The sequence below is a fragment of the Streptomyces sp. NPDC007189 genome (assembly GCF_040703635.1).
Taxonomy (GTDB): domain Bacteria; phylum Actinomycetota; class Actinomycetes; order Streptomycetales; family Streptomycetaceae; genus Streptomyces.
The window spans coordinates 462,032-485,285 of the sequence record NZ_JBEYEY010000004.1 but is presented as its reverse complement, the minus strand read 5'-3'; the positions used below and the strand labels follow the sequence as shown (position 1 = coordinate 485,285).

Sequence of the window (23,254 nt, the reverse complement as noted above, 5' to 3'; positions counted from 1 at the left end):
CACCTCCGGTCGGACGTCGAGGGGGCGCAGCAGGGCGGGCGACACGTCGCGAGTGACGACGGCGACACTGACCCGCGGGTCCCGCGCGGCGCCGGCCTCACGGGCGGTGCCGGGCAGGGACTCAGTGGACATGCGCCACCTCCGGTCGGACGTCGAGGGGGCGCAGCAGGGCGGGCGACACGTCGCGAGTGACGACGGCGACACTGACCCGCGGGTCCCGCGCGGCGCCGGCCCCACGGGCGGTGCCGGGCACGGACTCAGTGGACATGCGCCATCTCCCATCGGACGTCGAGGGTGCGCAGCAGGGCGGCCGGCCCGTCGCGACGGCAACGCTGATCCGCAGGCCCCCCCGCAGCATCGGCCTCACGCGTGGCGCCAGGCACGGACTCAGTGGACATGCGCCACCTCCCATCGGACGTCGAGCCTGCGCAGCAAGCCGACCGGCCCATCGCGGGTGACGACGGCGACACTGACCCGCGGGTCCCGCGCGGCGACGGCCCCACGGGCGGTACCGGGCACGGACTCAGTGGGCATGGGCCACCTCCGGTCGGGCCTCGGGCTCGCCGTCGCGGACCGGACGCAGCAGGGTCAGGCAGGCCGCGGCGACCTCGCCGGAGCGGATGCGCAGCAGCCGGGCGTCGGGGGTGCGGCCGTGCGGGTCGCCGGGCGGGCCGGGCTTCCACAGGGCCAGGTGGCGGGGGCTCGGGGGCGGTCCCCACAGGCGCGGGGAGACGGGGCCGAACAGGGTGACCGAGGGAGTGCCGTGGGCCACCGCGAGATGCGCCAGGCCGGTGTCGCCGCTGAGCACGAGGGACGCCCCGGCGACCAGCGCGGACAGTTCCCCGTACGGCAGGCCGCCCGCGAGCACGTCGCCGGCGGGCTGTCCGCTGTGCTCGGCGACCGAACGCACCAGGGCCTCCTCGCCGGGGCCGCCGGTGAGCACCACGTGGTGGCCGGCCGCGCGCAGGCACCGTACGACGGCGGCGTACCGCTCCCCCGGCCAGCGGCGGGAGCCCGAGGCCGCGCCGGGATGCACGACCACGGCGCCCGGCGCCGGGGACGCTGTGTCCGGCTTCGGGAGACGCAGGTCCAGGGGGTCGGCCGGAATGCCGTAGGCGTGCAGGAAGGCACACCAGCGGTCCCGTTCGTGGGCCTGGGCCTGCCAGGGCGGACCGTCCGGACAGGCGTGCGCGAGCAGCCGGCCCGGGCCCAGCGCGGCGAGGGCGTCGCGGCTCTCGGGGCCGTTGCCGTGCAGGTCGATCGCCAGGTCGGGCGGAGGACCGGCCCAGTGCGTCAGGGACGGCACCGCCCGCCCCGGCGCCTCGGCCGGGAACACGGCGTCGACCGCTCCGGTGGCCATGGCCGCCTCGGTCAGCCCCGGCGGCAGGGCGAGCACGATCCGGTGCCCGGGAAAACCCCGGCGCACACCGCGCAACGCGGGCACACCGGCGAGCAGATCACCGAGGCCCAGCGCGCGCAGGACCAGAACGGTCGGGGGGCGGTGCGGGGTGCGGGTCACCGGATGGGTCCTCCGAAGGGTGCGGGAGTCGGGCCGGAACGAACGGGCGGGTACCACGCGGCGAGCGGGCGACGCGTTGTCGGTGGGTTAGGCCAGGCGGGCGGTGGTGGTGCGGCGGGCTGTGGCCGGGACGGCGGCCGGGTGCCGGGCGCGCGGTGGGACTCCGGCCGGGTGGACGATGACGGTGGTGCGGCCGGCCGCGTCCGGTATGCGGCGTAAGGCATCGGGCCGGACGGGGGGCGCACGGTCGCCCGGTGCGTCCTCCTGCCGGGGCCGGGTCAGGACGGCAGGCAGGTGGCGCGCTCCCGGTGAAGCCCCGGCCGGACGGGCTGAGGTGGTCATCGTGTGCGGCCTGCGGTCGGGGCCGGGCTCTGGGCGGCGCGGCGGGCCAGGCCCGTGGTGGAGCGGCCGTCGAGGTACGGCAGCAGCAGGACCTGGCCGCCCCAGCTCTCCACCAGGGGCTGTTCCGGCAGCTCGGTACGGGCGTAGTCGCCGCCCTTCGCCCAGATGTGCGGGCGGAGTTCGCTGAGGATGCGTTCCGGCGTGTCCTCGTCGAACACGGCGACCGCGTCCACGCACTCCAGCGCGCGCAGCACCCGGACCCGGTCGGCCACCGGCACCAGGGGGCGGCCGGCGCCCTTGCGGCGGCGCACCGAGTCGTCGGAGTTCACGCAGACGATCAGGCAGTCGCCGGCCCGGCGTGCGGCCTGCAGGAGGGCCACGTGCCCGGCGTGCAGCAGGTCGAAGCAGCCGCCCGCGGCGACGACGGTGCCGCCCGCGCTCCGCAGCCGGGCTGCCGTGCGCACGGCGTCGCCGGTGGTGTCGCCGTCCCCCGGCGCGGCCTCGGGCGGGTCCGGTTGCTCCACGGTGGCGACCGCGCGGGCGCCGCCCTCGGCGACATAGCGGGTCGCGGCGTGCACGGCGGCCTGTACGGCGGCCTCGGTGAGCGCGCCGTCGGCGAGCAGGCCCGCGGCGGTCGCGGCGAACCGGTCGCCGGCGCCGCACGGGTCACCCGCCACGGCGGCCGGGGTCGGCACCAGCAGCGGGGTCTCACCGTGGGAGAGCAGCGCACCGCGCTCGCCGAGGGTCACGGCGACGGCCCGTGCCCGCCAGGCCCGGACCAGAGTGCGGGCGTCCCGCGCGGCGGCGCGCAGCCCCTCCTCGTCACCGGACTCACCGGAGCCGTGGGGCCCGTAGGGCCCGCCGGACGCGTCAAAACCCCCGGACCGGTCGGGGCCGCCGGTCCCGTAGGACCCGCCCGAGTCCACAAGGCCGCCGGACCGGTTGAACTCACCGGCCCCGCCGGAATCGTGTGCCGCGCCGGAGTCGATTGCCCCATCGAACCCGCCCGACCCAGCCAACCCTTCCGCCCCACCAGACCGCTCGCCACCGGCCAAGCGTCGGGCAAACGTGCGGGCCTCCTGCGCCGACGGTGTGGCCAGGCGGACGCCGGGGACAGGGGGGCGGCCGCGTACGTGGGGGTCCCAGACCACGGGGGCCTGCGTCCGGGCGAGGGCGTCCCGCAGGACGTCGGCCGTTCCCCGGCCGTAGTCGGCGACCAGGATGCCGCGGGCGCCGGTGATCGCGTCCTCGGCGGCCCCCGTCGCCGCGCGGGCGCGTCCCTCGCCGTCGTCCAGGCGGAGCAGCGGCCGGTCCCCGGCCAGGACCCGGGTCTTGCTGCTCAGCGTGCCCTCCAGCGGCACCTCCACCAGCTCGACCCGGCCCGCCAGCAGCTCGCGCAGGGTCTGGCTGGCGCTGTCGTCGCCGAGCGCGGTGACGAGCGTGACCGGGCGGCCGTCCGCGGCGGCGAGACAGGCCGCGAGGGCCGCGCCGCCGGGGCGGGAGCTGCGCCGGGCGCCGTGCACCACCGGCACGGGGGCGTCCGGGGCCAGGCGCTCGGCCCGGCCGCACAGGTCGTGGTCGAGCAGTGCGTCGCCGACGACGACCAGGGGGGTGCGCGTGCTCGTCATGCCTGTCCCTTCCGGTGCGCCGCGGGCGCGACGGTGCGGGCCCGGCCGACGAGCCGGCCGACGACGCCCGGCCTGCCGTCCACCCCGTCGCCGCCGGCCCGGCCGGCCTCTCCGCGTTCGACGGCCTGGTCGAAGGCCTCGCACAGCATGTGCACGGCGACCAGGTGGAGTTCCTGCACGGTGGCGGCCACCGGCGCGTCCACGCACAGGGCCTCGTCGGCGCCGAGCTGGAGCGGGTTGGGCGCGCGCCCGGTCAGCGCCCACACCGTCATGCCCAGGCGGTGGGCGCAGTCGGCGGCGGCCAGCAGGTTGGCGCTCGCGCCGCTGGTGGACAGCAGCATGAGCACGTCCCCGCGGCGGCCGTGGGCGGCGGTCTGCCGGGCGAACACCTCCTGGACGCCGTAGTCGTTGGCGATCGCGGTCGTGGAGGAGGTGTCGGCGTGCAGGGCGACCGCGGAGAACGGCGGCCGGTCGTCGCGGTAGCGGCCGACGAGTTCGGCGGTCAGGTGCTGGGCCTGGGCGGCGCTGCCGCCGTTGCCGGCGACGAGCAGCCGGGCTCCGGCGCCGAGCCGGCGGGCGAGTTCGCGGCCCCACCGTTCGATGAGGGGGCCGTGGTCGCGGAAGGCGTCCAGGGCCTTCGCGAGGTCGTCGCAGTGGGTGGTGCCCACGGCGGTGTCCACGGCGGTCTTGGTGTCGCTGTCGGTCTTCATCGCACCACTCCCGAGAGCGAGGGGATCGAGGAGACGGCGCCGTACACCGCGGACACGCCGTCGGCCACCCGGTCCCATGTGTAGTGGGTCAGCACGCGCCGCCGGCCGGCGGCCCCGTACCGGGCGAGCCGTTCGGGGTCGGCGAGGAGCGCGCGCACGACCGGCCCGAGGTCGTGGTCCTCGTCGGCCGGCACCAGGACGCCGGTGGTGCCGTCCACGACCGTGTCGAGCTGGCCGCCGACGGCGGTGGCGACGACCGGGGTGGCGCAGGCCATGGCTTCCAGCGGGACGATGCCGAACGGCTCGTAGCGCGGCAGCGACAGCACGAGGTCGGCGTCGGCCATCAGTGCGGGCATCCGGTCCCGGCCGACCCCGCCGAGGAGGGTGACGCGGTCGGCGACGCCGTACTCGGCGGCGATCGCGGCCAGGCGGCGGGCCTCGGGGTCGGTGCCGAGCAGGCCGGCCTCGGGGCCGCCCGCGACGACGAGTTCGGCGTCGGGGATGCCGGCGAGGGCGCGGATGGCGCGGTCGAAGCCCTTGCGGGGCACCAGCCGGCCGACGGCCAGCAGCCGTTTGCGGGCGCCGGCGGGCCGGATCCGGGGGGCGGGCCGGAACTGGTCGGGGTCGACTCCGCAGGGCACGATGCTGATCCGGTCCTCGTCCAGGCCCATGGCCTTCAGTTCGGCGACCTCGTCGCTGCAGGTGGCGATGATGCGGGCGCAGTCGTGGCCGACGGCCTCCTCTATGGCGAGGCGCTGCGGCGGGCTGGTGTCCGAGGCGCCCTGGTAGCGCTTCTTCACGGTGCCCAGCGCGTGATAGGTCTGCACGACCGGTATGCCGGGCTCGCGGGCCCCGGCGAGGGCGGCGAGGCCGGACATCCAGAAGTGGGCGTGCACCACGTCCGGTGGGCTCAGCGTCCACTCCTGGGCCAGGAAGGCACCGAACTCGCTCATGTGCGGCAGGAGTTCGTCCTTGGGGACGGGTGTGGGCGGCCCGGCGGGCACGTGCACCACCTGCACCCCGTCGTCGAGGGTCACCCGGTCCGGCAGGTCCGCCGAGTCCCGCCGGGTGTACACCGTGACCCGGTGTCCCTTTCTGGCGAGTTGCCGGGCGACCTGGGCGACGTACACGTTCTGGCCGCCGGCGTCGGGTCCGCCGAGCGCGGCCAGCGGGCTGGCGTGCTCGGACACCATGGCGACGCGCCCGGCCGGGTGGCGGGTACGGCTCATCGGGTGACCTCCTTGATCAGGCGCTCCCAGTCGTCGAGGAAGCGCCGCTCTCCGTGGCGGGCCTGTGCCGCCGCCCGGGCCGCCGCGCCGGTGCGGCGGGCGAGTTCGGGGTCGGCGAGAAAGGCTCGTACGGCGTCCTCCAGTACGTCGAGGCGGTTCGAGACCACCCCGGCGCCGTCGGGGATCGCCTCGCGCACCTCGGTGGTGTCGAGGGCGACCACCGGCATGCCCAGGAACATCGCCTCCAGCAGCGACAGCCCGAGCGAGGTCCAGCGCACGGGGTGCAGATAGAGGCGGCAGCGGGCCATCTCCCGGTGCAGTTCGTGCTGGGGCAGGTCACGGGTGCGGCAGCGTTCGGGCGGCAGGCCGAGGTGGCCGGCGAGCCCTTCGGTGCGCATGCCGAAGACGTCCAGGGGTGCGCAGCGGGCGAACCGGGGCAGCAGGTCGGTGCCGGTGGTACGGCCCCTGCGCACGGGTTCGTTGACCACGACGGCGGCGCGCCGCTCGGTGCCGGTGTACAGCGGGCCGGGGTCGATGATGCCGTGCTCGACGACCTCGGTCGGGGCCTGGCCGCTGTCCCACATCAGCCGGTTGAAGTGGGTGACGTGCACGATCGGGATCGCGGACTGCGCGGCCAGCGGGTGGGGCTGGCGTTCGGGTGTCTCGTCGGGGCTGTTGTGCTCGACGTACACGGCGGGCACGTCGACGCCGGGCCGGCGGCCGGTCCAGCGCAGGGCCAGGTCGAGTTCGTGCGGCCGTTGCAGCACCATCAGGTCGATGTCGGCGTCCCAGAGTTCCTTGGGGGTGCGTTCCTCGACGGTCTGCGGCCAGTCCCAGGTCACGGCGCGGCCGAGCCCGTCGGGTCCGCGGTCGTCGGTGACCGGGACCAGGTAGGTGTGCGGGCCCTGCACGAAGGCGGTGAGCCACGATCCGTGCACGTGCCAGACGAGGATGTTCATGAGTGCCGCTCCTGGATGAGCTTGTGCACCGCGCGCACCACGTCCTGCCCGGTGATCTCGTCCAGGCAGGGGTGTCCGGGCACCGGACAGGTCAGGGCCCGGGTGTTCGCGCACGGCGCCGACTGGTCGCCGAGCAGGATGGTGGGGACGCCGTACGGCGCCCAGCGTTCGGCGGGGACCACCGGCGCGAACAGGGACACGACGGGGGTGCCGACGGCGGCGGCGAGGTGGGCGGGTCCGGTGTTGGCGCTGATCACGACGTCGGCCATGCGCAGCACTCCGGCGAGGGTGCGCGGGGAGGTGCGCCCGCCGAGGTCGACGGCCAGGTCGCCGCTCACGCAGCGGGTGAGCACCCGCTCGTGCGGGCCGCCGGTGACGACCACGCGGTGCCCGGCGTCGGTGAGCAGGCCGACCGCCTCCGCGCAGCGCCGTGGGCTCCAGGCGCGGGCGGGGGCGCTGGCCCCGGGGTGCAGGACGACGTACGGGCCGTAGCCGGTCAGGGAGCTGGTGTCGGGAGGCGGCAGGACGCGCAGCCTGCCGCTGTCCCCGGCGGGCAGCCGGAAGCCCATGGCGGCCGCGGTGTCCAGGGCCGCTTCCGCCTCGTGCCGGCCGGGCAGCCTCCGGTGCCGTACGTCGAGCAGCCGTCCGGGGTGGTCGACGCTGTCGGCGCCGATCCGGCGCACGCCCGCGAGGCGCAGCAGCAGCGCGGTGGGCAGGGGGCTCTGGTGGAAGGAGGTGAGGACGAGCGCGGAGTCGAAGGCGCCGGCGCGCAGCCGGGCGAGCAGCGCGTCGATGTCCCCCGGGTCCACGTCGGGTGGGTCGAAGCCCTCCCAGGGCGCCTCCCAGACCACCAACTCGTCGACGCCGGGCAGCAGTTCCGCGGCGTCGGCGCCGCGCGGCCCGCACAGCAGGGTGACGTGCGTGCTGTGGGCGGCGACGGCGCGCACGGCCGGGCCGGCGAGCAGCACGTCGCCGAAGCTGTCGAGCCGGACGACGAGGGACCTCATGGCGACGGCCTCCCCTCCGGGACCGCCGCCTGCGGCGGGAGCGGGCACGTCCCGTCCGGGGCCGCCGGGAGCGCGCCGCTTACGGCGGTGAGCAGGTCGGGGGCGCTGTCCCCGGCGAAGCGTGCCACCTCCGCCGGCGCCGTGGCCGCGTTGGGTACGAGCACCCCCCGGGCGCCCGCCGCCCGGGCCGCCAGCACGTCGGCGGCGATGTCGCCGATCACCAGGCACCGGGCGGGCGGGACGCCGAGGCGCGCGGCGGCCGTGAACACCAGTCCGGGGCGCGGTTTGCGGCAGTCGCAGCCGGCGTCCGGGGCGTGCGGGCAGAACACCCAGGTGTCCAGGCCGCCCAGCAGGGCGTCGGCGCGCTCGTTGACCCGGCGCACCTGGTCGGCGGTGAGCAGTCCGCGTCCGATGCCGGACTGGTTGCTGATCACCCCGGTGGCCAGGCCGTGGGACCGGGCGAGGGCGACGGCCTCGGCGGCGCCGGGCAGCAGCCGGACGCGGTCGGGGTCGCCGTTGTAGGGCACGTCCGCCACGAGGGTGCCGTCGCGGTCGAACAGGACGGCGCACACGGTCATTCGGCGCCTCCCAGTGGTCGGGCGTGCCGGTGACGGACCACTCCGCGCAGCCAGTGCCGGACGGCGAGGGGCGGTATGAGCACGCTGGTGCCGGCCATCCCGGCGATCTCGCGGGCCGTACGGGGGCCGGGCAGGATGCGGGCGAGGGCGAACTCGGCGGTGCCGAGCGTCCACAGGGCGGCGCAGACGGCCGCGGCGCGGCGGCGGCCGGCGACGGCGCAGCCGGCGGCGGCCAGCGCGGCGCCGGTGACCGCCAGATGGCGGGGCAGCCGGCCGCGCGGCGCCTGGGCGCGGCTCCACCAGTCGCGGCCGTGCAGCCGGTTCATCAGCGCGTCGTCGGCGTTGCCGCGCTGCGCGGGCAGCGAGGCCCACCAGTGGGCGGGGCGGACCGGGTGGCGGGTGATGCGCCGGCCGCGCCGCAGCGTCCAGCCGGCCCGCTGCACCCGCAGGGCGAGGTCGGCGTCCTCGCGGAAGGCGCGCGGGAAGCGCTCGTCGAAGCCGTCGGCCTGGGTGAGCGCGTCGGTGCGGTAGGCCATGTCGGCGGTGGCCCAGGCGGCGTTCTCCAGACCCTTGGTGTTGCGTTCCCAGTCGGTGGGCCGGCGGTCCAGGGGCAGGGGGACATGCAGCTGCCCCTGGATGCCGCCGACGTCCTCCCCGGCCTCCCGCAGGTCCTCGGCGAGCAGCCGGGACCAGTCCGGGAGCACCTGGACGTCGTCGTCGAGGAAGACCGTCCAGGGGGTGGTGACGGTACGCCAGCCCGCGTTGCGGGCGGCGGCCGGGCCCTTGCCGCCGGTGCGCAGGGTGCGTATCCGTTCGCGCAGCGGCCCGGCCGCGTCCAGCGGCAGTTCGCCCTCGGGTGCGGGCCGGTCGTCGACGACGATCACCTCGTGCGGCGGGTGCCCCTCGGCCTCGGCGAGCGCGCGCAGGCACTCGTCGAGGCAGGGGCGGCCGATCGTCGGGACGACGACGCTGTAGGCGGGCGCGCCGGTCATGCGAACGCCTTCCCGCGTCGGACCGCGAACGGGCCGAGCACCAGCAGGTCCACGGGTGCGGAGCCGAAGCACTCCAGGGCGTCGCGCGGGTCGTCGACCATGGGCCGTCCGGCGGTGTTCAGGCTGGTGTTGACGACCACCGGCAGCCCGGTGCGCCGTTCGAACCCGTCGATCATGCGGGCCACCAGGGGCTCCTGGGCGCGGTCGACGGTCTGGATGCGCGCGGTGCCGTCGACGTGGACGACGGCCGGGATGCGGGCCTTCCACTCGGCGGCCACGTCGTGCACGAAGAGCATGTGGGGGCTGGGCAGCGGACCGTCGAAGATGTCGGCCGCGCGCTCGGCGAGCACCATGGGCGCGACGGGCCGGAACTCCTCGCGTCCCTTGACGGCGTTGAGCCGTTCCAGGTTCTCCGCCTTGCCGGGGTGCGCGAGCAGGGAGCGGTGGCCGAGGGCGCGCGGCCCGTACTCGCTGCGGCCCTGGAACCAGGCCACGATCCCGTCGGCGGCCAGCGCCTCGGCGGCGGTCTCGGCGATGTCGGCGGGTTCCTCGTACGGTACGGCGGCCCGCTCCAGCCACTGCCGCAGCTCTGCGTCGCTCCAGCCCCGCCCGAGCGCGGCCGTCGGCATCGGCTCCAGGGTGTCCTTCTGGCCCGCCACATGGGCGGCCGCGCCGAGGGCCGTTCCGGCGTCGCCGGCGGCGGGCTGCACCCACACGTGCCGGAAGCCGCTCTCCCGCCACAGCCGGGTGTTGGCGACGCAGTTCAGCGCGACTCCGCCGGCCATGGTGAGCGCGTCCTCGCCGGTGTGCTCGCGCAGCCACCGGGCCAGGGCGAGCACGGCCTCCTCCAGGCACAGCTGGGCGCTGGCCGCGAGGTCGGCGTGGTCCTGGCTCCAGGAGCCGCCGGCCGGGCGCGGCGGGACGAACTCGGCCCAGGGCACGGGCCGGGCCCTGAAGCCGCCCCCGTCGTCGGGGCGGACGTACTCCCGCAGCCGCTCGGCGAAGCGCGGGGTGCCGTAGGAGGCGAGCGCCATCACCTTGAACTCGTCGCTGCTGCGCAGGAATCCGAGGTGCTGGGTGAGGTCCTCGTAGAACAGGCCGAGGGAGTCGGGCAGCCGCTGGGTGGAAAGGACGGTCAGCTCGCGGTCGGTGTAGCGGCCGGCCAGGTGGGAGCCGCATTCGCCGCGGCCGTCCAGGACGAGCACGGCGCAGTCCGGGTACGGCGAGACGGGCCCGGCGGAGGCGGCGTGCGCCACGTGGTGGGGGACGAACCTCACCTTGGCCGGGTCCAGGCCGGGCAGGGCTTCGGCGAGGAAGCCGGGGGCCTGGCGGGCGTACTCCTGGCGGAGGTGGTCCCAGGGGTCGTTCAGGCCCATCTCCTCGGCGGGCCGGGCGAGCGCCGGGTCGTAGGAGTAGGCGACGGCGTCCAGGTCGGACGGGGTCAGGCCGGCCTGCTGCAGACACCAGCGGGCCGACTGCTCCGGCTGCTCCCACGCGGAGAAGGGCACGGGCCGTTTGCCGTGCTTGCGGCGCGAGAACCGCTCCTCCTCCGCCGCCGCCACGACCTTGCCGTCGGTGATCAGGGCGGCCGCGGGGTCGTGGAAGAGTGCGTTGATACCGAGGACGTGCATGCGGTGTCTCTCTCCTGGGCGGCGGGCGGTCGGGGGTCAGGGCTGCGACGCGGGCGCGCCTCCCGGGGGCCGCACGGCCGGCTCCCGCACCGGCTCGCCTTCGGCGGGCGTGGCGGCCGGCTCGCCCTGCGGCTGCTGCGCGGCGAAGTAGGCGATGGTCTGTTTCAGGCCTTCCTCCCACGGGATCTGCGGCGACCAGCCGAGCAGTTCGCGGGCGAGGGAGGTGTCGGGCCGGCGCCGACCGGGGTCGTCCACGGGCCGGTCGATGAACGCGACGGGTGAGCGGGAGCCGGTGAGGGCGACCACCCGGCGGGCCAGGTCGGCGACGGTGATCTCGTCGCTGCCGCCTATGTTCACCGGCCGCACGGACCTGCTCGCGGCCACCCGGAGGATGCCCTCGACGGTGTCGTCCACGTAGCACAGCGAACGGGTCTGGCTGCCGTCGCCGGTCACCGTGAGCGGTTCCCCGGCGAGCGCCTGGCAGATGAAGGTGGGCACCGCGCGGCCGTCGTGCGCCCGCATCCGCGGCCCGTAGGTGTTGAACAGCCGCACGATCCCGGCGTCGGTGCCGCGCGCGCCGGCGTGGGCGGTGACCAGCGCCTCGGCGAACCGCTTGGACTCGTCGTACACGCTGCGCGGCCCGACCGGGTTGACGTTGCCCCAGTAGCCCTCGTGCTGCGGGTGGACCAGCGGATCGCCGTAGACCTCGGAGGTGGAGGCGAGCAGGAAGCGCGCCGCGTCGCGGGCGGCGATGGTGAGCGCGTTGCGGGTGCCGAGGCTGCCGACGTCCAGGGTCTCCAGGGGAAGCCGCAGGTAGTCGGCGGGCGAGGCCGGGCAGGCGAAGTGCAGCACCAGGTCGTACGGCCCCGGCAGGCGCTCCACGCAGTCGGACGCGGAGACGTCCACCTCCACGAACCGGAAGCCGGGCCGGTCCTCGAGGTGGGCGACGTTCTCGCGCCGCCCGCAGACGAGGTTGTCGGCGCAGTCGACTTCGACCCCCGAATCCAGCAGCCTTTCGCACAGATGGGAGCCGAGGAAGCCGGCGCCGCCGGTCACGAGAGCGCGCCGCCAGGAAAACGGTGTGTCACCAGTCATGGGGGCTGTTCCTTCGTCCACGTCGTCGCGCCCCGGGAACGCTCCTGCCTGGGCGTTCGGCGCGTACCGCGTCGCCGGGCCGGGCTCACCGGCCCGAACTCGGGAATCAGGGACAGGGCTCGGGTCCCGCTGGTCCGAGGACCGCCCTGTGCGGCCGCCGCTGGCTGGACGGCACTGGCAGCAGAGTGCCCCTGCCAGTTGGTTTCACACGTTGGATTCTTATTCTCCGGAACCACGGGTACTCGCGCGACTCCGGCGTCACACGGCAGATCGGCTCAAGGCCGCAGGACGGGCCCGGACCAGGCGGGAGAGGGCATGCACGACGAGATCACCGCCGCGCTGCTGGGCGCGCTGCGGCGCTCCGGCCGGTCTCCGGGCCGTGTCCTGCTGACGGGCTGGTTCAGTTTCCGGGACGGCGAGGCGACCGCCGGGGACGTGCTCGCCGAGCGGCAGGTGTCGGCCGCGCTGACCCGGGCGGGCATCCGGCACGACACGGCGTGGAGCCCCGGTTTCCGTCCGGGCGCGCTGTCGCTGGAGACGGCGCGGCCGGAGGTGTACGACACCCTGCTCTTCGTGTGCGGTCCGGTGCACGGACCTCAGGTGGCCGCGCTGCATGCCAGGTTCGGGAGCTGTCGGCGACTGGCCGCCGGTGTCTCGGTCGTCGATCCGGCGGATCCCGCGGTCACGGGTTTCCATGAGATCGTCGCCCGGGACGGCGCAGCGGCCCCGGCCCGGCACGACCTCGCGGCCACGGCCCCGGCGGGCCCGCTGCCGCCGGTCGCCGCGGTGGTGCTCTCGCACGGGCAGGGCGAGTACGGCGCCCGCCGCCGCCATGAGGAGGCGAACGCCAAGATCACCGGCTGGCTGGCCGGGAAGGACTGCGCGCGGATGCCGGCCGACACCCGGCTGGCCTGTGACGACTGGCGGCTGTGCGGCACGGCCGAGCAGTTCCTGGCGCTGGTCTCCCGCTGCGACCTCGTGGTCACCACCCGGCTGCACGGCCTGGTGCTGGCCCTGCGCACCGGCACCCCGGTGATCGCCGTGGACCCGGTGGCGGGCGGCGCCAAGGTCACCGCCCAGGCGCGCGCGGTGGGCTGGCCGGCGCTGGTGAACGCGGCGGACCTGGGCGAGGAGGCGCTGGACCACTGGTGGCGGTGGGCGCTGTCCGAGCCGGGCCGGACGGCCGCGGCCCGCCACTCGATGGGCTGACGCGGCGGGGGCGGGCCGTGTAGCGCGCCGTGCGCGGGGCACTCGACGCGGCGACGGCAGGCCGTCATGGGCCGCCGCGATGTCTCGCAGGAGGTAAGGACATGGGTCACGGCGGAAACGTCATTCAGGAGCTGACGACCGATCACCGCGAGGTCGAGGAGATCTTCGGCCGTATCGAGGCGCTGCCGCCCGGTTCCAAGGAGCGCAAGGACCTGGCCGACCAGGCCACGATCGAGCTGGTACGGCACTCGGTCGCGGAGGAGGCCTATCTGTACCCGGCGGTGCGCGAGCACATCACCGGCGGGGACGCCCTGGCCGACAAGGAGATCGAGGACCACGCCAAGGCCGAGCAGATCATGAAGGACCTGGAGAGCTGCCAGGCGGACGATCCGCGGTTCGACTCGCTCATGGCCCAGCTGATGAGCGAGATCCGGTCCCACATCACGGACGAGGAGCAGAACCTCTTCCCCCGGCTGGAGGCCGCCTGTCCTCCTGACGCGCTGATGGACCTCGGCGACAAGGTCCGCCGCGCGAAGAAGATGGCCCCCACCCGCCCCCACCCGTCCGCCCCGGACACTCCCCCGGCCAACAAACTCCTGGCCCCCGGAGCCGGCCTGGTAGACCGCATGCGCGACGCCCTGACGGGCCGCGGCAAGCAACAGAGCTGAGACCTGTGCCGGCGGGCGGTACGGGGCCGGGTGGGGGGCGGTGGGGCGGTCCGCGGCTCTACTGGCGACATGGCGGGCGTCGGCGGGGGGAAGCGGTCGGGGTGGCATCGGCGGTCCGGACGAGCGTAGCGGTCCGGGCGGCGCGCCGGTGATGGCGGTCCGGGCCGGTGATGGCGGTTCGGGCGGCGCGTGCGGCCGGAGGCCGGACCGGTCGGGGCGGCATCGGCGGTCCGGGCGGGCGCTGGCGGTCCGGCTGCGGTGGCCGGTCCGCGCGGGCGTTGCGGTCCGGGTGGCATTGGCGGCCTGGGCGGCACTGGCGGTCCGGGCAGAGCGGTGCGGCCGGGTGCCGGAGCGGGGCGCTCCGGTCCGGGGCTGAGTGGATGAGTTCGGTGCTGAGCCGTCCGGGTTAGACCGGTCGGAGGACTGCGCTTCGGCCGCCGCCTGGGCTCGGGTCGGCCTCCCTTCGTCAGCTGTGTTTCGGCCTCGCCGCCCGGCCCCTTTGGGTCGGCTTTGCACACCTGGCGGCCCTTCGGCCTCACCCGCTCGGTGTGTGTCGGCCCCCCGGTCCCTCGCGGCCCTCGTCTCGTCCTCGTCCCGGCGCTGCGGCCCCGCCTGGGCTCGGGTCCGCCTCGCCCCGCCTGGTGTGTTTCGGCCTCGCCACCCGGCGTCGGGCCGGCCTTACCCGCCCGGCGGCGTCTTTCGACCTCACCCGCCTCGGTGTGTGTCGGCCCCCCGTCCCTCGGCGGCCCTCGTCCCGGCGCTGCGGAGTGCCCCTGCAGTTACGGGCCGGCGACCAGCCACTCGCCTGACGTACGGCGCCACCAAGCCCGGCCACTCGCTCCTACGGCCACTGAGCCATGGGGAGGTCTCGCCTCTCATGGCCACGGAGCCAAGGGGGGTCCGATGTCCGTGGCTTGCCTCGATGCCCATAGCCGGAGGTCACCCCCCGACGCTCCGCGCTCGCCCCTGACACCGCTCAGAGCCACGGCCTCGTGGACCCTCCTTGGCGGACGCCGCGCCGTACCGTTCGGCACAGGAGGCGGAAGGCCTGGACGAGGGTCAGCGGCCAGAGCAGGGCGAAGCAGCACAGCAGTGCGGGGTCCGAGGTGCGGACGCCCATGACGGCCGCGAACGCCGAGGCGACCCCCAGCAGCAGCACCGCGACGGGCAGCCACACGTCCCGCCGGGTGCCGCCCATGCGGCGCGCGAACCGGCGGTCCCGCCTGAGGTCCGTCTCGATCTGCACGAGCACGAGCCGTTCGCGCAGCGACAGCCGTACGTCGTCGTGCATCTCCCAGTCGTCCACGGCAACGGCACCTCCTCCGCCGGTCAGCGGCTCCGCCCCGCAGACCCGAGTTCCCCGGAACGGCCCGGCCGATACGGAACCCGACCCGCACCCCAGCCCCCGGCGTCCCGCGCCGGTGCTCAGTCGAGACAGAACTCGTTGCCCTCGATGTCCTGCATCGCGATGCACGAATCGTTGTCGTCGGCCAGGAGCTGCACGCGTACCGCGCCGAGCGCGACCAGTCGTGCGCATTCGGCCTCGAGCCTGGCCAGGCGCTCCTGGCCCACGAGCCCGGTGCCCACCCGCACGTCGAGATGCACCCGGTTCTTGACGACCTTCCCTTCGGGAACCCGCTGAAAGAACAGCCGCGGGCCGACGCCCGAGGGATCGGCGCAGGCGAACCACGAACCCCGGTCCTCAGGCGGCCGCGAGCGATCGAAATCGTCCCACGTGGCAAACCCCTTCGGCGGCGATACGACGTACCCCAGCACCTCGCACCAGAATCGAGCGACGCGCTCGGGTTCCGCGCAGTCGAAGGTGACTTGGAACTGCTTGATCGATGACATTCGCGCACCATAGCAACGCGGCGGTGTGCGAGTGCCGGCGGTGAAGGCGCTGCCGCCGGCACCGGTCGGGGCGGGCTATCGGCGCAGGCTCAGCAGCGCGAACACGCCGCCGACCACCGGGCGGGCCTGGAAGCCGCTCTGGGTGTTCGCCGCGGTGTCGTACCAGTCGGTGAACGGCACGCGCGAGGGCGAGGTGTGCGCGAACCGGTAGAGCGCGGAGATCAGCACGTCGCTGACCGGGTGGTCGCGCAGCCACGCGGCGGTCCACATCTCCCAGTCGCCCTTGGTGTAGCTGTGCCGCAGGTCCAGCGGGATACCGAACTGGTTGGCCTGCGACAGGTACCAGTCGCCCTCCTTGTGGGCCACGTCGCGCGGTACGAGGTTCAGCCCGAGCAGCGAGTCGGGGTAGCCGTTGTACTTCAGGCTCCAGGTGCCGGGCTGGTCGTAGGCGAGCCTGAGGTGGTCCTTGTCGGTGTCCTGCGCCTTGTCCACCCACTGGCCGATGTAGTCGCGGGCGGTGCTGCCGTAGTGGGAGCTGTCGGAGGAGTTGCCGGCCGCGGTCGCGATCTGTCCCATGGCGCCGATGGCCAGGATGCCCTTCAGGGCGAGGTTCGCGCTGTGGGCGATGAAGCCGGTGAAGTCGTCGGTCTGGTTCTGGTAGCCCGGGTCGAGGGCGTTGTCCACCAGGTAGTCGGCCCACTGCTTGAGGATCGTGTAGTGCGCGGAGGCGAACGCGGCGGCCGTGGCGGAGGTGCTGCGCGCCAGGTAGGCCGCGGTCATCAGCAGCATGTTGGCGGACTCCTCGACCGGCATGTCCTCTTCGTTGCCGTCGTTGTGGCCGCTCGCGTTGGGGTAGCTGGAGCCGAGGTCGTGTTCGGCGAACTTCTTGGGCCAGCCGCCGTTCTCCGCGTAGTCGAAGAGCGGTTCCAGGATCAGGCCGAGGTACTGCGGGTCCAGGTAGAGGAACACCGGCATCGCCGGGTAGGTCACGTCGATGGTCGAGACGTTGCCGTCGGAGGAGATCTCCTTCAGGAACGCCCAGGGTCTGCCCTTCCTGCTGACCAGTTCGGTGCCCGCGTACGCCTGCCGCAGGGAGAGCGCGCAGAGTGCCGCGTATTCCGCGCCGCCCGCGGCCGTCGCCTCCGTGCGGACCTTGTGGTCCAGGGCCGCGGTCCGCTTCTGCGCCGCGGTCGCGTCGGAGTGGAAGAAGGCCGCCATGTCCTGCCAGTTCGACCAGTGCGACTTCCACAGCGGCGGCAGTTGCTCGCCGAGGTAGCCGACCGCGGGCTCGCGGACGTGCCCGACCGACAGCAGCGCGCGGGTCGAGCCGTGCACGCTTCCGAGGTCGAAGCGGAAGGCGAAGACCGGCCAGTTGTCGTTGATGGCGCGCGGCTGCCGGGTGTCGGCGGAGTCGGCCAGCGCGTGTCCGGCCAGCGCGGTGGCGCGGACGCTGGTGTCCGAGCCGATCTGCCAGCTGAGCCCCGAGCGGTTGGTGGCGCTCCACACCACGGTTCCCCAGGAGGCCATGTCGCCGTTCTCCTTGAGCACTCCGGGGCTGTCCGGAGCGAAGGACAGCGAGGTCGCCGTGGTGCCGCCGGAGCCGGACAGCTGCTGCTGGGACCAGCGGATCTTCGTCCCGGAGTCGCCCGAGGCCCACTCGCCGGAGATGTCGAAGTACAGCGAGACGTCGTGCGCCTGGCCGTCGGAGCTGCGCACGTCCGCGATGACGTACGACAGCGGCATCGACTGGCGGCGCAGGTCGCCCGGTTCGACCGGGGAGAGGAACGTGAGGGTCAGTTCCGCTCCGCCGGCCTCGAAGACGAACCGGGAGCGGGTCGCGGTGAGGGTCAGCGAGCGCTGCGCCGCGCCGCGGGAGAGCGGGTGGTCGGGGACGTTGGGCGCGCCCAGGAACAGGTAGTTGGTGCCGTCGACCCGGATGACGCCCGTCATGGCGGTGGTGCGGCCCGTCCAGAACGCCGGCCAGTGGCCGGTCGGCAGATCGGCGTTCAGCCACGTGCTCAGGTACGGCGAGCGTACGGCCAGCGGTACGGCGGGGGGCCGGATCGGGTCGAAGGCCGGAGCTGCCAGGCCGGGGACGCGGCTGCCGGAGGAGGCGGGGACGGCTGCGGACGTCTCCTGCAGCGGCCGGGCGGCGGCCTGCGCACTGTGGGCGAAGCCCGGCAGCAGACCTGCGCCGGCCGCACCGAGGCCGACGCCGGTCCACCGGATCAGACCGCGGCGGCTGAGTCTGCCGTCAGGAGCGTCCGGGCCGGCCGGGGAATCGGGGACGTTCGAGTCGTTCGCAGGCAGCTCGGTGTGGTCGTTCCTTGGTGTCATTCGGTTCTCCTGGAGGAGCCGCTCGGGGAAGACGGTGAAGAACTGACGGGAGCACGCGGGGGGTTGGCGCCACGATCTGCCGGAGGGAGCCATGGGGGCGACGCGACGGCCCCGGCATCGAGCACAGGGCAGGGCGTGAAGGTCGCAGAGGGGGCCGCTACTACAACGATAGAAAAGCGAGCAGGACGATGACAGCACAGCCTGGTTGTCGTGTCCACCCTTCGGTGCCGACCGGATTGCCGGCCTTGGGGACTACGGCGCGGTCGTACACAACTACCCTTTCTAGCTGGGCGTTTGAAGCTTACGAAGGCTTCGGATGACCAACTGAAGACGGTCCCGGGAGTCAGTCTTTACCCCTCGCGCCGGGGTTCACATGGTCACCGCTCAAGCCGAATGTTGTGAACGCGAACTGACGTATTGACAGGTCCGGCGGCCGTCCTCCACTGTGCGTCTACATCGTTGTATGGATGTGTCAGGCCAGGTCGCCCCACAAGCCCGCCCGGCCCGTTCTCCCGCTCTCCCTTCCTCAGAACTCCCGCACGCTCCGACCGTTTCGACGAGGATGTGATCGGCGCATGTACACCTTCCTCCGGGCCAAGGCCGTGTCCGCCGCGGTACTGACCGCCGGCCTGTGCCTGGCCGCGACCGCCTGCACCAACTCCGGTGACGACTCTCCCTCTTCCGGTACCGGCGCGAGCAGCGGTGACAACACCGCGGCCGCCCAGCAGCTCGCCTCCCCCAGCGCCTCCGCCGGTGGCCCGGCGTGCACGTACCAGAGATACGGCGGCGGTGTCCCGAAGCTCGACATCACCGACGGCAAGACCGTGGTCGGCTTCTCGCAGTCGGAGTCCACCAGCAACCCCTTCAGAGCCACCGAGACCAAGAGCATCGAGGCGCAGGCCAAGAAACTCGGCGTCAAACTGATCGAGCGGAACGCCAACGCCGACGTCAACACCCAGAACTCGCAGATCGAGGACATGATCGCGCAGGGCGCCAAGGCCCTGATCGTGGCCCCGGAGAACTCCGACGGCCTCGGCCCCGCGCTGGCCAAGGCCAAGGCGAAGAAGATCCCGGTCCTCACCATCGACCGCTCCGTCACCGGCACCGCCTGCACGGACTTCATCGCCTTCATCGGCTCGAACTTCTACGGCCAGGCCCAGATGGCCGCCGACGACCTGGCGGGTGCCACCGGCAGCAGCGCGCACGTGGCGATCCTCACCGGCAGCCCCGGCAACAACGTCACCACCGACCGGACCAAGGGCTTCGAGGACCAGGTCAAGGCCAAGTACCCGAAGATGAAGATCGTGGCCTCCCAGACCGGCAACTTCGCCCAGACCGACGGTCAGAAGGTGATGGAGCAGCTGCTCCAGGCGCACCCCGACATCAACGCGGTCTACGCGGAGAACGACGAAATGGCCCTCGGCGCCATCCAGGCGATCAAGTCCGCCGGGAAGACCCCCGGCAAGGACGTCAAGATTGTCACCATCGACGGCATCTCGCAGATGGTGCAGAACGTCGCCTCCGGCCAGGCCGTCGCCGACATCGAGACCAACCCGCGGTTCGGCCCGCTCGCCTTCCAGTCGCTGCAGGACTTCTACGGCACCACCGGCGTGCAGCCCAAGGTGATCATCAAGGACGGTCACTTCACGTCCGGCAACGCCAAGCAGGCCCTGTCCCAGGGCCTGGTGTACTGACCGAGCCACCAGGTCCGGCGGCCGTGGAAGGCCCACGTCCACGGCCACCGGGCCCGCCGCACCGGCTGCCGAACAGCGCCACCGCGTCCGGCAGTTCCGCATGAGGAGGCAGACGTGGTCCAGCAGGACCCGGATCCCCGGGGCGACTTCGTCCTGGAAGTCGCCGGGGTGAACAAGAGCTTCGCCGGCGTGCACGCGCTGCGCGACGTGGACTTCGCGTTGCGCCCCGCCGAGGTGCACGCGCTCATCGGCGAGAACGGCGCGGGCAAGTCCACTCTGATCAAGGTGATGACCGGCGTCTACCGGCCGGACTCGGGCACGGTGCGGCTGGAGGGCCGCCCACGCGCCTTCCGCAACCCGCTGGAGGCCCAGGCGGCCGGGATCTCCACCATCTACCAGGAGGTCAACCTCGTCCCGCTGATGTCGGTCGCGCGCAATCTGTACCTCGGCCGCGAGCCGCGCCGCTTCGGGCTCGTGGACGTCGCCCGGATGAACCGCGAGGCAACCCGGGTGCTCGGCCGCTACGGCGTGCACGTCGACGTCACCCGCCCGCTGCGCACCCTCGGCCTGGGCGCCCAGCAGATGGTGGCCCTGGCCCGCGCGGTGCAGGTCGACGCCCGGGTCGTCATCATGGACGAGCCGACCTCCTCGCTGGAGCCGCGCGAGGTGGACATGCTCTTCTCGGTCATCCGCGGCCTGAAGGAGCAGGGCATCGCGGTGGTCTACGTCAGCCACCGGCTCGACGAGCTGTACGCCGTCTGCGACCGGGTCACCGTGATGCGTGACGGCGCGGTCGTGCACACCGGTGCGATGGCCGGACTCGAACGGCTGCGGCTGGTCTCCCTGATGCTCGGCCGGGAGATGGCCACCGTCCGGGACAAGGGCAGCACCGCCTTCGACACCGAGCGCCACGACCGCCGTGCGGGCCAACCCTCCCTCCGGGCCAGGGATCTGTCGGTGCGTCACCGGCTGCACGGCGTCTCGCTCGACATCCATCCCGGGGAGGTCGTCGGCCTGGGCGGGCTGCTGGGGGCCGGCCGCAGCGAGACCGCCAAGGCGATCGTCGGCGCGCTCGCCACCGAGGGCGGCTCCGTGGAGGTCGAGGGGCGGGCGCTGCACCGGCGCAGCCCCGCCGCCGCGATCCGCAACGGCGTGGTGATGCTCCCCGAGGACCGCAAGCTCGAGGGCATCATCCCCAACCTGTCGGTGCGCGAGAACATCTCGCTCGCCGCGCTGCCGCGCCTGTCGCGCGCGGGCCTGGTCTCGCAGGCCAAGCAAAACGAGATCGTCGCGTTCTTCATGAAGCGGCTGCGCATCAAGGCCTCGAGCCCCGAGCAGAAGGTCGGCGACCTGTCCGGCGGCAACCAGCAGAAGGTGCTGCTCGCCCGCTGGCTGTGCCTGAACCCCAAGGTGCTGCTGCTCGACGAGCCGACCCGCGGCATCGACGTCGGCGCCAAGACCGAGGTGCAGGCGCTGATCGACGAACTCGCCGGCGACGGCCTCGGCGTGCTGCTGATCTCCTCCGACCTGGAGGAGCTGATCGAGGGCTCCGACCGTGTGGTGGTCCTCAAGGACGGCCACGTCGTCGGGCACCTGGCCGAGGGGGAGGTCACCGAGGAGGGCCTGCTCGGCACGCTCGCCACCGCGTCGCAGGAAGCCGCCCGGGCACGCGCCGCCGGGAAGGAAGCCGGCGGCCCCGCGGCGGCCGGGGATGCGTCCAGTGAACCGCCCGCGCCCGAGGAGGCATCCGCCTCGGACCGGGCCGCGGCGGCCGAGCCGACACCGGTCGAGGAGAACCAGCGATGACGTCGCTCACGTGGAGCGGCCCGGTGACCGACCGGGCCCGCCTGTTGCGCCTGTTGCAGGAGTACGGCGTCTACGCCGCCCTGATCGTGCTGTTCCTCGTGGCCGTCGGCCTGGACACGTCGTTCGTCGAGATGAGCAACATCCGCGTCCAGCTCTTCCAGCTCGCGCCCACCCTGCTCGTCGCGCTCGGCATGGCCCTGGTCATCGGCACCGAGGGCATCGACCTGTCGGTCGGCGCCGTCATCGCGCTGGCCGCCTCCGTCGTGCCGCTGTACGCCGGGTACGGACTCGGCGGGGTCCTCCTCGTCGCCCTCCTGATCGGCGCGGGCTCGGGCGCGGTCGGCGGCGCGATGGTCGCCTTCACCCGTATCCAGCCCATCGTGGCCACCCTGTCGCTGATGATCGGCGTGCGGGGCCTGGCCGAGATCATCAACGGCAACTCCGCCAAGCCCGTCACCCAGTCCGGCGTCCTCGGCCTCGGCTCGCGCATCATCGTCGGGCTGCCCGAGATGGCGTGGCTCGCCGCGGTGTGCGCGCTGCTCACCGGCCTGCTGGTGCGCCGTACGACCTTCGGCAGACAGCTGGTGGCCGTCGGCGACAACCGGCAGGCCGCGTGGCTGTCCGGGCTGCCCGTGCGGCGCGTGCTGATCACCGTGTACGTGGTCTCGGGGGTGCTGGCCGCGCTGGCCGGTGTGCTCGTCGTCGGCCACGGCGCGGAGGCGGATCCGGCCAACCAGGGCCTGAACATGGAGCTCAACGCCATCACCGCGGTCGTCGTCGGCGGCACCCCGCTGTCGGGGGGCCGGGTGCGGGTGCTCGGCACCGTCGCGGGAGCGCTGTTCATGCAGCTGATCACCGCGGTGCTCACCCAGCACAACGTGCACACGTCGTACACCCAGATCGTCGAGGCGGCCATCATCTGCTGCGCCGTGTACGCCTCCCAGGAGCGTGGTACCCGATGACCTCCACCGTCCTGACGACCGCTCGGACGGAGGCGGACGCACCGCGCCCCACCCTCGGCGAGCGGATCGCCCCGCAGATCCAGCGGCGCGGCGCCCTGGCCGTGCTGGTGCTGGTGGTCGCGATCGCCTCCGCGACTTCCTCCACCTTCCCGACCTGGTCCAACGTCAGCAGCATCCTGGGCAACAACGCGTTCGTGTGGCTGCTGGCCCTCGGCATGACGTTCGTCATCATCACGGGCGGCATCGACCTGTCCGTCGGCTCGATGTACGCACTCGGCGGAGTGCTCGGGGCCTACGGCGCCACCCACGGCACATGGCTCGCGATCCTGCTGCCGCTGGCCGTCGGCGCCGCCTGGGGAGCCGTGCAGGGACTGCTCGTCGCCCGGGCCCGTATGGCGCCGTTCATCGTCAGCCTCGTCGGCCTCCTCGGACTGCGCGGCCTGATGCAGGCCGTCACCGACGAGGGCGCCACCACCTATCTCGTGCCGCAGCACTCCGCCTTCCGCTCCCTCGGTGCGGGCACCTGGACCCCGGTGCTGATCGTGGCCGTGTTCTTCGCCCTGGGCGCGCTGCTGCTGACCCGGACCGGCTTCGGCGCCACCCTCACCGCGATCGGCGGCAACGAGAACGCGGCACTGCTGCTCGGCCTGCCGGTGGCCCGCGCCAAGGTGCTGGTCTACGTGCTCTCGGGCACCCTGGCCGCGGCGGCCGGCGCACTCGGCGGCGCGCGCCTGGGCTCCGGTGTGACCACCATCGGCGTCGGCTACGAACTGACCGCCATCGCCTCGGTGGTCATCGGCGGCACCCTGCTCACCGGAGGCAGCGGCTCGGTCGGCGGCACCGTCAGCGGCGTGCTGCTGCTCGCGGTCATCCACAACCTCATCGACCACTACTTCTCGCAGTACGGCTCCGCCTTCACCGACACGGTCAACGGCGCCTTTCTGGCTGTGGTAGTCCTGATGCAGGCCCTGCTCAGCCGCACCCAGCAGCTGGAATGAGCACCCGCCGCCGCATCCGGCCCGGCACGGCCGCCCGGC

The 23,254-nt window shown here is 73.9% G+C and carries 21 protein-coding genes; 6 read left to right on the top strand and 15 right to left on the bottom strand.

Going from position 1 to position 23,254, the window contains the following annotated elements:
• Positions 1 to 121 precede the first annotated feature (121 nt).
• The 12 genes from AB0950_RS11380 to AB0950_RS11325 all read right to left on the bottom strand — a co-directional run bounded on the left by AB0950_RS11380 (position 122) and on the right by AB0950_RS11325 (position 11,690).
• Positions 122 to 268 (bottom strand): hypothetical protein, encoded by a 147-nt coding sequence (locus AB0950_RS11380; RefSeq protein ID WP_366778373.1) that lies wholly within the window; start codon positions 266 to 268, stop codon positions 122 to 124.
• A gap of 119 nt (positions 269 to 387) precedes the next feature.
• Complete coding sequence (locus AB0950_RS11375; RefSeq protein ID WP_366778372.1) at positions 388 to 534, bottom strand: hypothetical protein; 147 nt, start codon at positions 532 to 534, stop codon at positions 388 to 390.
• Complete coding sequence (locus AB0950_RS11370) at positions 524 to 1,519, bottom strand: glycosyltransferase family 9 protein (RefSeq protein WP_360145884.1); 996 nt, start codon at positions 1,517 to 1,519, stop codon at positions 524 to 526. Before AB0950_RS11370 ends, AB0950_RS11375 begins: the two co-directional genes overlap by 11 nt.
• Before the next feature lie 338 nt (positions 1,520 to 1,857).
• Positions 1,858 to 3,489: a PfkB family carbohydrate kinase gene (locus AB0950_RS11365; protein ID WP_366778371.1), complete on the bottom strand. Its 1,632-nt coding sequence runs from the start codon at positions 3,487 to 3,489 to the stop codon at positions 1,858 to 1,860.
• Positions 3,486 to 4,199, bottom strand: coding sequence for an SIS domain-containing protein (locus AB0950_RS11360; protein ID WP_360573667.1), 714 nt, complete (start codon positions 4,197 to 4,199; stop codon positions 3,486 to 3,488). Before AB0950_RS11360 ends, AB0950_RS11365 begins: the two co-directional genes overlap by 4 nt.
• On the bottom strand, positions 4,196 to 5,428 hold the full coding sequence (locus AB0950_RS11355; RefSeq protein ID WP_360145893.1) for a glycosyltransferase: 1,233 nt from the start codon (positions 5,426 to 5,428) through the stop codon (positions 4,196 to 4,198). Before AB0950_RS11355 ends, AB0950_RS11360 begins: the two co-directional genes overlap by 4 nt.
• The gene (locus AB0950_RS11350) at positions 5,425 to 6,387 is read right to left on the bottom strand and encodes a glycosyltransferase (RefSeq protein WP_360145896.1); all 963 of its coding nucleotides are present in this window, start codon (positions 6,385 to 6,387) and stop codon (positions 5,425 to 5,427) included. The genes AB0950_RS11355 and AB0950_RS11350 overlap by 4 nt, the downstream gene beginning before the upstream one ends.
• Entirely contained in the window at positions 6,384 to 7,394 is a 1,011-nt protein-coding gene (locus tag AB0950_RS11345; RefSeq protein WP_360145899.1) for a glycosyltransferase family 9 protein, read from the bottom strand. Before AB0950_RS11345 ends, AB0950_RS11350 begins: the two co-directional genes overlap by 4 nt.
• Positions 7,391 to 7,972: an HAD-IIIA family hydrolase gene (locus AB0950_RS11340; RefSeq protein WP_360145902.1), complete on the bottom strand. Its 582-nt coding sequence runs from the start codon at positions 7,970 to 7,972 to the stop codon at positions 7,391 to 7,393. The genes AB0950_RS11345 and AB0950_RS11340 overlap by 4 nt, the downstream gene beginning before the upstream one ends.
• Positions 7,969 to 8,964, bottom strand: coding sequence for a glycosyltransferase (locus AB0950_RS11335; RefSeq protein ID WP_360145905.1), 996 nt, complete (start codon positions 8,962 to 8,964; stop codon positions 7,969 to 7,971). Before AB0950_RS11335 ends, AB0950_RS11340 begins: the two co-directional genes overlap by 4 nt.
• A complete protein-coding gene (locus AB0950_RS11330) occupies positions 8,961 to 10,595 on the bottom strand; it encodes a carbamoyltransferase C-terminal domain-containing protein (protein ID WP_360145908.1) in 1,635 nt (544 codons plus the stop codon). The genes AB0950_RS11335 and AB0950_RS11330 overlap by 4 nt, the downstream gene beginning before the upstream one ends.
• 36 nt (positions 10,596 to 10,631) lie before the next feature.
• Positions 10,632 to 11,690, bottom strand: a complete 1,059-nt coding sequence (locus AB0950_RS11325; RefSeq protein ID WP_360145911.1) for an NAD-dependent epimerase/dehydratase family protein — start codon at positions 11,688 to 11,690, stop codon at positions 10,632 to 10,634.
• Between the two features lie 315 nt (positions 11,691 to 12,005).
• Between AB0950_RS11325 and AB0950_RS11320 the strand changes: the two genes are divergently transcribed.
• A complete protein-coding gene (locus tag AB0950_RS11320) occupies positions 12,006 to 12,899 on the top strand; it encodes a polysaccharide pyruvyl transferase family protein (protein ID WP_360573657.1) in 894 nt (297 codons plus the stop codon).
• Between the two features lie 101 nt (positions 12,900 to 13,000).
• On the top strand, positions 13,001 to 13,567 hold the full coding sequence (locus AB0950_RS11315) for a hemerythrin domain-containing protein (RefSeq protein WP_360573655.1): 567 nt from the start codon (positions 13,001 to 13,003) through the stop codon (positions 13,565 to 13,567).
• 976 nt (positions 13,568 to 14,543) lie between these two features.
• Here AB0950_RS11315 and AB0950_RS11310 read toward each other — a convergent pair.
• The 3 genes from AB0950_RS11310 to AB0950_RS11300 all read right to left on the bottom strand — a co-directional run bounded on the left by AB0950_RS11310 (position 14,544) and on the right by AB0950_RS11300 (position 17,755).
• Positions 14,544 to 14,873 (bottom strand): DUF3040 domain-containing protein, encoded by a 330-nt coding sequence (locus AB0950_RS11310; RefSeq protein WP_360145920.1) that lies wholly within the window; start codon positions 14,871 to 14,873, stop codon positions 14,544 to 14,546.
• 119 nt (positions 14,874 to 14,992) lie between these two features.
• Entirely contained in the window at positions 14,993 to 15,418 is a 426-nt protein-coding gene (locus tag AB0950_RS11305; protein WP_360145923.1) for a VOC family protein, read from the bottom strand.
• Positions 15,419 to 15,493: 75 nt separating this feature from the next.
• A complete protein-coding gene (locus AB0950_RS11300; RefSeq protein ID WP_366778370.1) occupies positions 15,494 to 17,755 on the bottom strand; it encodes a DUF5127 domain-containing protein in 2,262 nt (753 codons plus the stop codon).
• Between the two features lie 575 nt (positions 17,756 to 18,330).
• Between AB0950_RS11300 and AB0950_RS11295 the strand changes: the two genes are divergently transcribed.
• The 4 genes from AB0950_RS11295 to AB0950_RS11280 all read left to right on the top strand — a co-directional run bounded on the left by AB0950_RS11295 (position 18,331) and on the right by AB0950_RS11280 (position 23,215).
• Positions 18,331 to 19,449 carry an ABC transporter substrate-binding protein gene (locus AB0950_RS11295; RefSeq protein ID WP_360145929.1) on the top strand — a complete coding sequence of 373 codons (1,119 nt, stop codon included), beginning with the start codon at positions 18,331 to 18,333 and terminating at the stop codon, positions 19,447 to 19,449.
• Positions 19,450 to 19,563: 114 nt separating this feature from the next.
• Positions 19,564 to 21,255 (top strand): sugar ABC transporter ATP-binding protein, encoded by a 1,692-nt coding sequence (locus AB0950_RS11290; RefSeq protein WP_366778369.1) that lies wholly within the window; start codon positions 19,564 to 19,566, stop codon positions 21,253 to 21,255.
• A complete protein-coding gene (locus tag AB0950_RS11285; protein WP_366778368.1) occupies positions 21,252 to 22,217 on the top strand; it encodes an ABC transporter permease in 966 nt (321 codons plus the stop codon). The genes AB0950_RS11290 and AB0950_RS11285 overlap by 4 nt, the downstream gene beginning before the upstream one ends.
• Positions 22,214 to 23,215 carry an ABC transporter permease gene (locus tag AB0950_RS11280; RefSeq protein WP_360145938.1) on the top strand — a complete coding sequence of 334 codons (1,002 nt, stop codon included), beginning with the start codon at positions 22,214 to 22,216 and terminating at the stop codon, positions 23,213 to 23,215. The genes AB0950_RS11285 and AB0950_RS11280 overlap by 4 nt, the downstream gene beginning before the upstream one ends.
• Positions 23,216 to 23,254: the final 39 nt, after the last annotated feature.